A 13,184-nucleotide genomic window follows, 5' to 3' on the forward strand; every position below is an offset into this window, starting at 1 on the left:
GTCCCGTTCATATGGCGCGTGAGGATGGCTTTCTCCTCGGTCCGAATGCGTGGGGTTCCCTCTCCACATTCCATGGAAGCATCTCACTGTCGACGTTAGCGTGCGCACGTGCGCGTCTGGGTGACATTGCTGTTGGTGTTCGTCGGCTGCGGTGTCTTCGAGTTTCATCCCTACGAACTCCGCGGCCCGCCACGGGACCTGCATGCCCGCTCACTCGCGCGGTTGAAAGACGCGGGGCCGAAGCCCACGTTTCAGTTCGCGGTGATTGGCGACATGCAGCTCTTCCTGGATGACGCCGCGGGCGCGATGCGCGACCTGGAGCAGCGCAACGCCGACTTCGTCATCCAGATGGGAGACCTGACGGAGTTCGGCAGCACCCAGGAGTACGAGTGGGGCGTTGAACTCCTGTCCCGCTTGCCCGCGCCGTTCTTCGTGGTGATGGGCAACCACGACGCGCTGGGCCTGGGGCAGAAGCTCTACCGGCGCACCTTCGGCCCGGAGTCGTTCGCCTTCGAGTACTCGGGCCACCGCTTCGTCTTCTTCGACTCCAACTCGCGCGAGTACGGCTTCCCCGGGAACATCCCGGACCTCGACTGGTTGGGGACGGCGCTCACGCCGCAGCCAGGGCTCCAGCGCACCTTCACGTTCTCCCATGTCCCTCCTGGCAACGGTGACTTCGACGACGCGCTCATCGCGCCGCTGGAGCAACTCCAGGCGGACCACGGGGTCTCCATCTCCTTCCACGGCCACGTGCACCAGTTCACGGACACGGAGTCGCGCGGTGTCCGCTACGTCACCACCGAGGCGATGCGCCACCGGAGCTACCTCTGGGTTCGCGTGGATGGGGACGCGGTGCAGGTCGAGCGAGTGACGTACTGATGGCCGCGCCCATGCACCTCGGGGCTTGGACCCTGGCGATGCTGCTGCTGGGCGCTGAGAACGCGCGGGCCGCCGACACCTCGCCCTGGTACGTGCCCGACCATGCGGCGGTCCAGTTCGCGGGCTCCATCGGCTTTCTCTCCGCGGGGCCGGGCTGGAGCTTCCTCGAGGACGCACTGGAGGCCTCGGTGCTCGTGGGCTGGGCGCCTCCGGCCTTGGCGGGCGAGGACTTCCTCACCTTCACGCTCAAGGGACAGTGGCGGCCGTTCCGCATCGACACACGTGGGTGGACGGTGCGGCCGCTCTCGGTCGGCCTGTTGCTCAGCTACACGGCGGGGGACGACTACTTCGCCGCGAAACCGGACCGTTATGACGATGGGTACTACTGGTTCAGGACGGCGCTGCGCCCCGCGTTGACGCTGGGGGCCAGCGCGGGACGGCCCGTGGACGCGCTGAACCTTCGGCTCGTGGAGGGCTACTTCGAACTCGTCGCCACGGACTACAGGTTGGTGCAGTTCGTCCGGAACCCCGCCACGGTGAATGCGGGGCTCTTCTCCCTGGCGCTCGGTGTGAAGCTCCGGTTTTGAACCGGCAGGTCGGGTGTCCTCGCCGCCGCTCCACCGTTACGGCGGAGCGGGCATGGCCGTCGCCGCGCCCGTGTCCACCGAGCTGGTGCCCTGGGCGCCGCGCAACCGTCGAAGGATGTTGGGGGCCTCGGCGGCGAAGCGTTCCTGAGCATCGGGCAGGGGACGGTCCATCAGGTCGGTGATGGTCGTGCCCGGAAGTCCCGCACCGAAGTGGACCTTGAGCTCCTGCCCGATGAGCGCGTACCGCGCCTCCCAGCCCACGGTGGTGAGCAGATACCGCTCGGGGTCGGGCCGGGTCATCGGCGTGCCGTCACCCAGCAGCGCGGGGACGTGTGTATCGCCGAGCAGGTCGAAGAGCGTGGCCACCACGTCGATGTGCCCGGTGACGACGTCCACCTCACCGCTGGGCAGTTGCTCGTCGAAGACGAGCATGGGCACGTGGAGTTGCGAAGCCGTCACGTCGCTGGCATGGCCCACGCGGCCGTGTTCGCGAAACTCCTCGCCGTGGTCTCCGGTGACGAGGGTCAGTGGTCGCGCGCCACGGAGCTCCTCGATGCGTGACAGCAGCCCTTCGACCTTGGTGTCCACCTCATAGGCGGCGTTCCACGCGCGGGCCTTGAGGTGCGCGGGGGGCACGCGCGCGGTCGACAGTCCGCCCTTGCCATTCCAGGCCGGCGCGAAGACCTCGGAGCGGGGTGGGTAGTCGTAATCGAAGTGCGTCCCCGCGAAGAACACGAACAGGAACAGCGGCGTGTCGGCAGGCGCTGCCTCCACCGCCGCGAGCGCGTCGCGAACCATGGCTTCGTCCCGAAGGTGGCTCCGCCCGGTGTAGTCCGTCTTCAAGCCGCCCTTCACGTCGCGGAACACGGTGTCCTTCAGGCCCATCCAGTCGACGGAGGACGCGGCGAAGAAGGACTGTTGATAGCCGTTGCGGTCCAGCGCGGGGAACAGCAGCGGCGTCCGTCCCGCGCCCACCACGGCGTTGCGGCGCTGGGCCTCCAGCCCGAAGAACATGCTGAAGAGCGAGTAGTCCGTGGCGCTGGCCGAGCTGTGGTGCCGCAGGAAGCGCGTGCCATTCTGAGCCCTGCGCCACAGGTTCGGCATCACGTCCGGCGTGAAGAAGTCGTCGCGGAGGCTCTCAATCAGGACGACGACGATGTCCGGGCGGCGGGTGAACCGCACCGCCGAGGGGTCGATGCTCGCGGCGGGGGCGCCGGCCTCGGGGCTCACGCCCAGCCGCAGTCCGGAGGCGGGGGCCTTGCCGGTGATGCGGGTCAGGAAGGTGTTCATCCGCACCGGTGCCTGGAGGGGCAGGGTGGTGGTGGCGTGTTGCACGGCGCCGCCATGGGCGAACACCAGGGAGGCGCTGACCAGCCGCTCGGCGGTGCACAGCCCGGCCAGCAGCACCACGGTGCGCGCCACCCGGCGAGGCCCGAAGCCCCGCTTCAAGAACCAGAAGCCCGCGGCGGCATCGACGGTGAGCGTGGCGACCATGGCCACGCCCAGGAGGCATATCTCGGACGAGGACAGGCCCGTCTCGGCGAGCGCATGCGGTTGCAGCGCCACCGCCAACACCAGGCCGTTGATGTGGAAGCCGAGCGAGTTGAGGACCAACGCATCCAGGCCCAGGAGGACGCCGCCCACCGCCGTGAGACAGGGGAGGACGAAGCGGTAGCGGGGGCCCAACAGGAAGGCCAGTGGCAGCGTCCCCACGAAGGCCACCAGCCCGAGGAACAGCGCCTGGGCGAAGCTCCCCACGAGCAGCAGCGGCCGCAGTGAGGGCGCCAGTCGCTCCACGGCCACTCGCAGCGCGGTGCCGAAGTACATCAAGGCGACCAGGCCGTGCAGCACGCACCACGTCAGGGCGTTGCTCAGGTACGGGCGAGCCCCCTCGAAGCGCTGGAGGGCTTTCGTGGCCGCGGTGGACATCGCGTTGAGGACCTGTGACATTCGGGGATGCGGATATTCCGGAGTGCGGAATTTCGCAAGCCTCAAAGAAGTCTGACGGCGCGTCCGGCGGATGGGGGCGTGCGAGGATGCCGCGCATGCCTCCGCGCAAACTCGTCCGGCATCTGGTGTGGCTGGAGTCCTTCGCCGCCGCGGTGGAGGCGGGCAGCATCGAGGCCGCGGCCGAGCACCTGGGGGTGGCGCGCTCGGTGGTGAGCGAGCATGTCCGCGCGTTGGAGCTGGCGTTGGCGGACGGCGCTCCGCTGCTGGAGCGAGGGCCTGGACGGCGCCTGCAGCTCACCGCCCGGGGCGAGCGCCTCTTCGCGGGCACCCAGACGCCGCTGCACCAACTGGACATGAAGCGCCTGAGAGACCTGGCCAGCGCCGAGCCCGTGGTGCGCCTGGGGCTCAACCCGACGCTGTCCTTGTCCCTGGTGGGCACCGTGGCCCAGGACGCCGCGGCCTCGGACCTCAAGCTGGTGCTCAGCTTCGGCGGGACGCACGAGCTGACGCGCCAGGTGCAGACGCGGCAGTTGGACCTGGCGCTGGACTTCACGCCGCTGCCCACGCACGAGGGCGTGGAGTCCGAGTCCCTGCTCCGCATGCCCTTCGTCGTGCTGGCCGGCCCGGACAACGCGTTGGCGCGCCAGGCGGCCTCGAAGAAGTCGCTGCACGTGACGGATTTGGAGGGCCAGCGCTTCGTGGACTGGCTCCGGGATGATCCATACGGCGGCGCCAACAGCGCCCGCTTCGCCGAGCACGGCGTGACAGTGGACGAGGTGGGTCGCGCGGAGAGCTTCCTGCTTCTCTACGAGTTGCTGCGCGCGTTCCGGGCCTGCGCCATCACGCCGGACCTGCGTCCCATGCACCCGTTTCCGCCAGACCTCCATGCGTGGCCGTTGATGGAGGCGGAGCCCCAGGCCGTGGAAGTCGTGGCCCTCTGGCCGTCCGGAGCGCTCAGCCCGGGGGCCCAGCTCGTGCTGGACGGGCTTCGCCGCCAGTCAGGCTAGTCCGACGTAAAAACGACGAAGCCGTCGATTTCTGCCGGATTTCCGTTCACCCAAGGAAGGGATATCTTCAAAGAGTAGAAGATTCCGCCTGAGGTGAACGATGATGACTCCCACGGAACGGACGATTGCCCGCCTGCCTGCCCATCTGCGTCGCTACGTGGTGGGGCAGGAGTACGCGGCGTATACGTCGCGCGACCAGGCCGTGTGGCGGAACATCCTGGGCTCGCTGCGCGGCCACCTGGCCGACAAGGCGCACCCTGACTACCTGGCGGGCCTGGAGGCGACGGGCATCGGCTCGGAGTGCATCCCCAGCCTGGACGAGATGAACGAGAAGCTGGCCCGCATGGGGTGGGCCTGTGTGGGCGTGCGTGGCTTCATTCCGCCCGCCGTCTTCACGGAGCTCCAGGCGCTGGGCGTGTTGGCCATCGCCGCGGACATCCGCACCCACGAGCACATCGAATACACGCCCGCGCCGGACATCGTGCACGAGAGCGCCGGTCACGCGCCCATCATCGCGAACCGTCGCTATGCCGAGTACCTCAAGGCCTGCGGGTTGGTGGGCTTCAAGGCCATTGCCAGCGTGGAGGACCAGGCCGTCTTCGAGGCCATCCGGAACCTGTCGGTGGTGAAGGAGGACCCGGACGCCAGTGAGGAGGAAGTGGCGCACGCGCAGGCGCGGCTGGAGGCGGCCAGCGCGAGCCGCCGCTACGTCAGCGAGAGCACGCGGGCCAGCCGCCTCTACTGGTGGACGGCGGAGTACGGCCTCGTGGGCGCCGTGGACGCGCCGCGCATCTACGGCGCGGGCCTGCTGTCCAGCATCGCCGAGGCGCAGCACTGCCTGACGCCCGCGGTGAAGAAGCTGCCGCTGAGCGTGGCGTGCGCGGACATGGACTACGACATCACGCGGATGCAGCCGCAGCTCTTCGTTGCGCGGGACTTCGAGCACCTGTTCGAGGTGCTGGAGGCGTTCGAGTCCACGCTGTCGTGGAAGCGCGGCGGCGACTTCGGTCTGACGGAGGCGCTGCGCGCGCGGACCGTCAATCACCTGGTGCTGGCGGACGGCCTCGAGGTGACGGGACAGGTGTTGGAGATGCTGGCCGCGCCGGGCCCGGTGGCGCCGGGGCTGGACACCGCGCTGGTGCGGCTGGAGGGCCCCATCCTCACGTCGCGCGAGGGCAAGTCGCTGGACGCGCGGCCGTGGAACGGGCCGGCGCTGGTGGCCTTTGGCGCGGGCACGCTGCCGGAGCGCGGGGCGTTCAAGCTGTCGCTGGAGAGCGGGCTGGAGCTGGAGGGCTTCGCGACGGACGGCGGGCAGGTGCTGGCGCTGCGCGGTCGGCTGGCGGGGCGCGAGCTGGAGTTGCCCGCGGTGGCGAAGCTCTTCGTCACCCCGAGCCTGCCGTCGGTGGCGGGGGGACCGTCGGACCCGGAGACGTGGGACCGCTGGTACGGCGAGCTGAGCGCCTTCGCGGAGGGCGACGGCGAGGAGAAGGCCCGCTCGCGCAAGGCCCTGGCGCTGCATCCGTCACTGGCCGCGCTCTACCGCGAGGTCCGGAAGATGCGCGAGACGCACACCGTGAAGCCGGAGCGGCTGAGTCAGATCGCCGCGGCGGCCTCGGACTTCCCGGACGACTGGCTGCTGCGCGCCGAGGTGGAGGAGCTGCGCCGCCGCGTCTGAGGTCAGCGGCCCCAGTCCTTCTCCTCCAGGCCTTCGCGGAGGACCCAGCGCAGGTGCTCGTCGAAGTCGAAGGTGCAGCCCGACACGTCGGGCGCGTCGGCCAGCAGCCACGTCGCCAGGTCGAAGTCGTCGTGGCGCGCCGGGAAGATGAGCGGCCCGGTGTCGCGGCGCGTCCCCGGGTCGAAGTAGTAGTAGTCGCTCACATTGTTCGAGGCGATGTACTGGAAGGGGATGATCCGCTCGCGGAGCTTCTTCTCGAGGATGGCGGCTTCCAGCTCGTCCTCGTTGTCGCCGAAGCAGCCCTCCTCGATGGTCTCCCTGGACCACTGGAGCGCCTCCAGGAGCGCGAGGGGGCTCAACATCCGGGCCCGCTCGAAGCCCCGCCAGTCCATGGCCGACAGCAGGCCGTGCCGGGAGACGAAGTCGAGGTAGGCCGGAGGGAGCGATGTGCCCACCGAGGACACCAACAGGTCGAGGTCCTTGGCGTCCACCGGCGTGAGCGACACGGACCGGAGCGGGAGGTTCGTCTCGTGCTTCAGTCGCTCTTGGAGCGCGAGAAGGGTGTCGATGGCGCTGAGGGACATGCGGCGGCTCGGGCGGTGGGGAGCCCTGTATATCCAAAACGCCACGGGCCCGGCCACGCGGCGCTCCGCATGGTCAGGCCCGTCTGGTGTCACGCTTCCCGTTCGCCGCGGGTGCGCGGATTACTTCTCCTTGCCGGCGATCTTCCGCAGGGCCTTCTGGTCACGCACGCAGAGGATGCGGCCGACGTTGCCGAGCACGCCCTCGCGCTTCATCTCGTTGATGAGCGTGGACACGAAGGAGCGCGAGGCGCCCACGAGGTCCGCGAGGTCCTGCTGGGTGATGCCGCGCAGGTCCGTTTCGCCGCCGTGCGGGCAGCGCTCGCCGTGGGCTTCCACCAGGGTGAGCAGGGTGTCCGCCAGGCGGGCCGGAACCTCCTTGAACGTCAGGCCCAGCACGCGCTTGCGCAGGGCACGCACGCGCTCGGCGTAGGCGCGGACCACGTCCACGGCCAGGGCGGGGCGGGCCTCGAGCTGGGCGCGGAAGTCGCGGCCCTCGATGCTCCAGACCTCGGCCTCACCGGCGGCGATGGCCATCTCTTCAATGGGCGTGCCCTCGGGGCGGAACAGCTCGCCGAAGAGGTCGCCCGGGCGGAGGATGGAGACCACGGAGCGGGTGCTGTTCTTGCCAATGCGCATCAGGCGCACGCGGCCGGACTTCAGCAGGTAGACGCGGTCGGTGTTGTCACCGGGGCGGTAGATGGTCGAGTTGTGCGGGAAGGACTCGACCTTGAAGTAGCCCTTGAAGTCGATGGCCTCCTGGCCGGGCACCAGCTTGTTGGCGGTGACCATCATCCCGGAGCTGGTCGTCTGCAGCGGCGCCACGACGTTGGAACCGATGGGGCCGAGGGGGCGGTTGAAACCGTGCATGGCATTACTCCTGGGAAGAAAGCGTGGGGAAGTCGGGCCGTTTGCTTCAGCGGCGAACGGGACTTCCCTTCTCCAAGGAACGTGCCAGCGGGAATTGAAATGGTTCCGGGACAACACCGCCTGAAATGCCGGGTACTTAGCGCTACAGGCCCGCACTGACCCCCGCTCTGTGTCCAAAACCTGAAACAGAACGTTCAAACAGTCTGATCAATTTGAACGAAACGTTCAAACCGGAGGGGTGAGTGTCGCGGCAGTGACACTGTCCAAGAGTGCTCAGGACGCATCCTTCACAGGGAAGGTGTGCACTTGAGGGCTCTGGCCTTGTGCAAGACCGTACTTTTGGAGCTTGCGCTCCAGGGTGGGGCGGCTGATTCCAAGAATCTGGCAGGTGCGACCCTTGTGCCCCTTCGTGACGGTCATCGCACGGGCGATGAGCTGGCGCTCGGCCTCTTCCAAAGTGGGAATCAGGCTGGCGTCGTCCTCGGCCGGGGCGGCGAACATGGCGCCAGCGGCTGGCGGGGCGTTCCGTCCGGCGTCCGGGGCGGGGGTGGTGGACTCCAGCGCGGGCAGGTCGTCGCCGCGCAGGACGTCACCCGGGGCCAGGACGACGGCGCGGGTGAGCACGTTCTCCAGCTCGCGCACGTTGCCGCGCCAGGGCAGGCGGGTGAGGCGTTCCATGACCTCGCCGGGTACGCGGGTGACGCGCTTGTGGACCTTCTCGTTGATGCGCTCGAGCAGGTGCTTCACCAGCGGGGGGATGTCCTCGCGCCGCTCGCGCAGCGGGGGAATCTGGAGGGTGATGACCTTGAGGCGCTGGTAGAGGTCCTCGCGGAAGCGGCCCGCCTCCACTTCCTCCACCAGGGCGCGGTGGGTGGCGGCGATGACGCGGGCGCGCAGCTTGATGCGTTTGACGCCGCCCACGCGCTCGAACTCGCGCTCCTGGAGCACGCGCAGGAGCTTGGCCTGGAGCATCAGCGACATGTCGCCAATCTCGTCGAGGAAGACGGTGCCGTCCTCGGCCAGCTCGAACTTGCCGGGCTTGCCCGCGGTGGCGCCGGTGAAGGCGCCCTTCTCGTGGCCGAACAGCTCGCTCTCCAGCAGCGTGTCCACGATGGCCGAACAGTTGATGCCGATGAAGGGCCGCGGCTCGTCGTAGGAGTAGTTGTGGATGACGCGGGCGATGAGCTCCTTGCCGGTGCCGCTCTCGCCGGTGATGAGCACGGTGGCGTGGCTGCCGGTGACCTTGCCAATCTCCTTCACCAACTGCTGCATCAGCGGGCTGGTGCCCACGATGTCGCCCAGGCGGGCGGCGGCGTTCTCCCGGTGGACCTCGTCCGCGCGGCGCGACAACTGGCGGTACTCCAGCGCGCGCTCCACCACCAGGTCCAGGGCGGCGGGGTCCGGGAAGGGCTTGTGGATGTAGTCGAAGGCCCCGGCCTTCATGGCCCGGATGGTGGTCTCCATGTCGTGGTACGCGGTGACCAGGATGATGCGCGCGTCCCCGCACAGGCCCTTCATCTCCTCGATGATTTCCAGGCCCGTGCGGTCCGGGAGCATCATGTCGAGGATGACCACGCTGGGCATGGCCTCCTGGGCCGCGCGCAGCCCCGCAGCGGCGCTGGTGGCGGTGGCCACCTGGTAGCGCGGCTGGCCGTCCTGCTCGATCTCCTCGAAGTGCATCTTCAGCGTTTCGAGGAGCGAGACGTCGTCATCGACGATGAGAAGGGTCTCCATGGCGCTCTCAAATGGCGAACGTCAACGTCAGCACCACGCCCGGCTCGGCGCTTCCGCGGGCGGACACGTCGCCTCCCACGCCCATCATCACCCGCCGCAGGGCGGCCAGGGACAGGCCGGCGCCGCGCGCCAGCCGGGAGCCGAAGGGTTCGAACAAGGTGCCGTTCTCCTCGGGAGGAAGGGCGGCCACCGGGTCGTGGAGGATCATCAGCACCTGACCCGGGCCTCCCCGGCGCAGGGCCACCTCCACGGGGCTGCCCTCGGGTTGGCCCATGGCGACGTTGAGCAGCACCTGGGCCAGGACGGGCCGCAGGCGGTTGGGGTCCACGCGGACGCGGGGGATGTCGGGCTCCTCGTCCACGCGGACCTCCACGCGGCGCTCGGCCAGCTCGGGGGCGACCATCTCCGTGGCCTCCTGGACCACCGAGCGCAGCGGATGGGCATCCGTCTTGGGCGTGGTGTCCCGGCCGTACTCGGACAGGAGCCAGAGCATCCGCTCCATGGTGCGAATCTCCCGGTTGGCGATGGTGAGCCGCCGCTTGTCCCGGTCATTGAGGCCGGTGTTTCGGGCGAGCGTCTGCACGGCCATCTTCACCGAGGAGAGCGGGTTGCGAATCTCGTGGCTGAGCGAGGACGACAGCCGTGAAATCTGCACCGGCGGCGCGCCGTCCAGCAGGGTGTTGAGGTCCAGCACGGTGGCGCTGGCCTCGCCCGCGTCCAGGCCCAGGGACAGGCGCAGGGGCGTGGCGTCCTCGCCGCCCAGGTTCGCGGAGATGAACTCCACGGCGCGGCGGTCCTCGCGGGCACGGTGGTCCAGTTCGCGGGCGCGCGCGGCGGAGACCCCGAGCACGTCGTGCAGGGGCCGCTCCAAGAGCGCCTCCGCGGGGCGGCGCAGGATGCTGGCGAGGTCGCCTTCGGCGCGTGTCACCCGCAGGCTCGGAGTCCAGGCGAGCGTCGCGGCTTGCAGGAGATGGGTGTTCATTTGGTGGGCCTGAAACATACCGACTAAGGTTCCGCGCTGTCCCCATGTCATCTACGGCGCGTTTTCCTAAGAACCTTGTGGCTTGCCTCCTCTTCCTCTCCGGGGCGACCGCACTCGTCTATGAGCTCGTCTGGTCCAAGTACCTCGGGAATGTCCTGGGGAACAGCGGGCAGGCGCACGCCGTGGTGCTCGCCACGTTCATGGGAGGGCAGGCCCTGGGGGCATTTGTCTTCGGGCGGACAGCCGACCGGGCAAAGAACCCCCTGGCCCTTTACGGCATCCTGGAGCTGGGCGTCGGCCTGTACGCGCTGGCCTTCCCCTATGTGCTCGACGTGCTGGGGGCGCTCTGGTTGAGCGTGGCACCCGCGGTGCCGGACGGCTACCGGCTGGGGCCTCGGCTGCTCGTGTCCGCGCTGTCGCTGCTGGTGCCCACGCTGCTGATGGGCGGCACGCTGCCCGCGCTGGTGCGGCACTTCGCCTCCAGCCTGACGGGCGTGCGCTACGAACTGGCGCGGCTGTACGCGGTCAACAGCCTGGGCGCGGCGGTGGGTGTCTTCATCGCGGGCACGAAGCTGGTGCCGGCCATTGGCTTGTCCTCGTCCGCGAACATGGCGGCGGGCCTCAACATCCTCCTGGCCTTCGGCGCGCTGGCGCTGGCACGCCGCTTCGCCCCCGCGCTGGCTCCGGGGCAGTCACCTCCCGCCGGGAGCGACGAGGACGAGGTGTCCTATCCGCGCATCGCGGTGCGGGCCGCGCTCATCGGCGTGCTGCTGTCGGGCTTCACGTCCATGCTGTACCAGGTGACGTGGATCCGCCTGCTGTCCATCGTCCTGGGCGCGTCCACCTACGCCTTCACGCTCATCCTCACCGCGTTCATCATGGGCATCGGCCTGGGCAGCTTCTGGCTGATGACGCGCAAGGGGAAGGTGGACTCGCTGCGACTCTTCGGTCGCTTGCAGGTGGCGTTGGTGGCCAGCATCTGCGTGGCCCTGCCGCTCTACGTCCGGCTGCCGCACCTGTTCCGCAAGGCGCAGTGGATGATGACGCGCTCGCTGGAGACGTGGCCGCTGTTCCAGCTCCTGACCTTCAGCTTCTGCTGTCTGGTGCTGCTGGTGCCCACCTTCTTCATGGGCGCGGCCTTCCCGGCGGCGGCGCGCGTGGCCACGGCCAAGGTGTCCGAGGTGGGCCGCCAACTCGGCGGCGTGTACCTGTGGAACACCGTGGGGACCATCACCGGTTCGGCGCTGGGCGTCCTGGTGCTGATGCCGTGGTGGGGCATGGAGGGCAACTTCATCGCGGGCGTGACGGCGAACCTGATTGGCGCGGGGCTGGCCTTCCACGCGATGCCGGACCGGCCCAAGCAGCCCGCGCGCGCGCTGTGGCCGGTGGCCGCCACCGCGGGGCTGGCGGTGGTGGTGCTGGGGAGCATGAGTGGCTGGGCGGTGCGGCTGTCAGGCATCGCCTCCATCCGTTCGCACCAGAAGCCGCCGGAGAGCTACGCGAAGCTGGTGGCGGACACCGAGGCCATCATCCGCCCCATCTTCTACCAGGACGACACCTTCGCCACGGTGATGGTGGCGGACGCGCCGGCGGACAACCTGCGCTTCATGAAGCTCAACGGGAAGATCGACGCGTCCAACGGCGGTGACGTGGAGACGCAGGTGGTGGCAGGCCACCTGGGCGCGCTCCTGCATCCGCGCGAGCCGAAGACGGTGTTGCTGGTGGGCGCCGGCGCGGCGATTACGGCGGGCAGCGTGCTGGCGCACCCGGTGGACCACCTGGACATGGTGGAGATTGCCCCGGCCGTCATCGACGCGGCGCGCCTGTTCAAGGCGGACAACCGCAACGCCGTGGACGACCCGCGCACGCACGTGCACGTGGACGACGCCAAGACGTTCATGGCGCTGTCGCCGCGCAAGTACGACCTGGTGGTGAGCGTGCCCTCCAACCCGTGGGTGGCGGGCGTGTCCGGCCTCTTCACGCGGGACTTCTTCCAGACGGTGAACCAGCACTTGGCGGATGACGGCGTGCTGGTGCAGTGGATTCACACCTACGAGAGCAACGAGGACCTCATCAAGCTGGTGGTCCGCACCCTGCGCGACACCTTCCCCCACGCCACCACGTGGCTGGGGCCGCAGGACCTGGTGCTGGTGGCCAGCCGCAAGCCCCTGTCCTTCGACGCCGCGCGCGTCGCGGAGCGGATGCTGCACCCCGAGGTGCAGAAGGACTTGTCCCGCGTCGGCATCACCGACGTGTTCGGGCTGCTCTCCAAGCAGGTGCACAGCGAGGCGGGGCAGCTCGAGTTCGCGGGCAAGGGGCCCATCAACACGGACGACCACAACCTGCTGGAGTACACGTCGCCCATCGCCTTCTTCGTGTCGAACCTGGACGTGCGGGTGAAGGACGAGCGGCGCGCGCCGGAAGGGGCCGACCGGCTGTTCCTCCACGACTACGTGCAGCAGCACCCGCCCACGGCGGAGCAGGCCGCCAGGGTGTACCGGAACATCGAGCGCTACCACGCGGCCAATGACCCCATGGTGCGCGGCGCGGCGGCGCAGTGGCGGCGCCTCGCCCCGGACAGCCCGGACTCCGCCCTGGCCCTGGGCTCGGCGGCGCTGGCCCAGCAGGACCTCACGCTGGCGGCCTCGTTGCTGGAGCCGGAGGTGGCCCGTGGCGGGCGCACGCCGGCGCTGGTGACGGCGTACCTGAAGCTGGTGACGGCGCGCATCTGGGCGTCGCGCACCATGTGGACACCGGTAGGTGCCCAGGCGGATGCGGTGGCGATGGGGCGCGAGGTTGCGGCCCGGCATCCCGACGACGAAAATCTGGCCCGGGCGCTGCGCTCGCTCTGCGAGGCACTCCCGAGTTCGGCTTGTAACGGCGCAACGGCCCCTGTCGCCGCCCCCGCGAACCCCTGAA

Annotated in this window: 10 protein-coding genes; 5 read left to right on the forward strand and 5 right to left on the reverse strand. The window is 69.3% G+C overall.

Annotated elements, in window-relative coordinates; all coding sequences use genetic code 11:
* Window positions 1-120 precede the first annotated feature (120 nt).
* The gene (locus A176_RS08465; protein ID WP_226994245.1) at window positions 121-879 is read left to right on the forward strand and encodes a metallophosphoesterase family protein; all 759 of its coding nucleotides are present in this window, start codon (window positions 121-123) and stop codon (window positions 877-879) included.
* Complete coding sequence (locus A176_RS08470) at window positions 879-1,466, forward strand: hypothetical protein (RefSeq protein WP_021781478.1); 588 nt, start codon at window positions 879-881, stop codon at window positions 1,464-1,466. The genes A176_RS08465 and A176_RS08470 overlap by 1 nt, the downstream gene beginning before the upstream one ends.
* A gap of 36 nt (window positions 1,467-1,502) precedes the next feature.
* Here the strand turns inward: A176_RS08470 and A176_RS08475 are convergent, their stop codons facing one another.
* The gene (locus A176_RS08475) at window positions 1,503-3,416 is read right to left on the reverse strand and encodes a sulfatase-like hydrolase/transferase (RefSeq protein WP_002634088.1); all 1,914 of its coding nucleotides are present in this window, start codon (window positions 3,414-3,416) and stop codon (window positions 1,503-1,505) included.
* Between the two features lie 95 nt (window positions 3,417-3,511).
* On the opposite strand from A176_RS08475, the gene A176_RS08480 reads away from it, so the two are divergent.
* Window positions 3,512-4,423, forward strand: coding sequence for a LysR family transcriptional regulator (locus A176_RS08480; RefSeq protein ID WP_002634089.1), 912 nt, complete (start codon window positions 3,512-3,514; stop codon window positions 4,421-4,423).
* A gap of 103 nt (window positions 4,424-4,526) precedes the next feature.
* Window positions 4,527-6,098, forward strand: a complete 1,572-nt coding sequence (locus tag A176_RS08485; protein ID WP_044890667.1) for an aromatic amino acid hydroxylase — start codon at window positions 4,527-4,529, stop codon at window positions 6,096-6,098.
* A gap of 2 nt (window positions 6,099-6,100) precedes the next feature.
* Here A176_RS08485 and A176_RS08490 read toward each other — a convergent pair whose 3' ends face one another.
* From A176_RS08490 to A176_RS08505, 4 genes are all read right to left on the reverse strand, one after another.
* Entirely contained in the window at window positions 6,101-6,682 is a 582-nt protein-coding gene (locus tag A176_RS08490) for an SMI1/KNR4 family protein (RefSeq protein ID WP_002634091.1), read from the reverse strand.
* A 120-nt stretch (window positions 6,683-6,802) separates the two neighbouring features.
* On the reverse strand, window positions 6,803-7,549 hold the full coding sequence (gene mrpC, locus A176_RS08495) for a Crp/Fnr family transcriptional regulator MrpC (RefSeq protein WP_002634092.1): 747 nt from the start codon (window positions 7,547-7,549) through the stop codon (window positions 6,803-6,805).
* A 273-nt stretch (window positions 7,550-7,822) separates the two neighbouring features.
* On the reverse strand, window positions 7,823-9,283 hold the full coding sequence (locus A176_RS08500; RefSeq protein ID WP_002634094.1) for a sigma-54-dependent transcriptional regulator: 1,461 nt from the start codon (window positions 9,281-9,283) through the stop codon (window positions 7,823-7,825).
* Between the two features lie 7 nt (window positions 9,284-9,290).
* Window positions 9,291-10,265, reverse strand: coding sequence for a sensor histidine kinase (locus tag A176_RS08505; protein WP_226994246.1), 975 nt, complete (start codon window positions 10,263-10,265; stop codon window positions 9,291-9,293).
* A gap of 77 nt (window positions 10,266-10,342) precedes the next feature.
* Between A176_RS08505 and A176_RS08510 the strand changes: the two genes are divergently transcribed.
* Window positions 10,343-13,183, forward strand: a complete 2,841-nt coding sequence (locus tag A176_RS08510) for a fused MFS/spermidine synthase (protein WP_002634096.1) — start codon at window positions 10,343-10,345, stop codon at window positions 13,181-13,183.
* The last annotated feature ends 1 nt before the right edge of the window (window position 13,184 follow it).

Origin of the sequence: Myxococcus hansupus (assembly GCF_000280925.3) — a bacterium.
GTDB classification, from domain to species: Bacteria; Myxococcota; Myxococcia; order Myxococcales; family Myxococcaceae; genus Myxococcus; species Myxococcus hansupus.

What these genes read in the sequence shown, in the direction of transcription:
- A176_RS08470 (WP_021781478.1), top strand. Translation starts at nt 879, where the DNA reads ATGGCCGCGCCCATGCACCTCGGGGCTTGGACCCTGGCGATGCTGCTG.
- A176_RS08475 (WP_002634088.1), bottom strand. Translation starts at nt 3,416, where the DNA reads ATGTCACAGGTCCTCAACGCGATGTCCACCGCGGCCACGAAAGCCCTC.
- A176_RS08480 (WP_002634089.1), top strand. Translation starts at nt 3,512, where the DNA reads ATGCCTCCGCGCAAACTCGTCCGGCATCTGGTGTGGCTGGAGTCCTTC.
- A176_RS08485 (WP_044890667.1), top strand. Translation starts at nt 4,527, where the DNA reads ATGACTCCCACGGAACGGACGATTGCCCGCCTGCCTGCCCATCTGCGT.
- A176_RS08490 (WP_002634091.1), bottom strand. Translation starts at nt 6,682, where the DNA reads ATGTCCCTCAGCGCCATCGACACCCTTCTCGCGCTCCAAGAGCGACTG.
- mrpC (WP_002634092.1), bottom strand. Translation starts at nt 7,549, where the DNA reads ATGCACGGTTTCAACCGCCCCCTCGGCCCCATCGGTTCCAACGTCGTG.
- A176_RS08500 (WP_002634094.1), bottom strand. Translation starts at nt 9,283, where the DNA reads ATGGAGACCCTTCTCATCGTCGATGACGACGTCTCGCTCCTCGAAACG.
- A176_RS08505 (WP_226994246.1), bottom strand. Translation starts at nt 10,265, where the DNA reads ATGAACACCCATCTCCTGCAAGCCGCGACGCTCGCCTGGACTCCGAGC.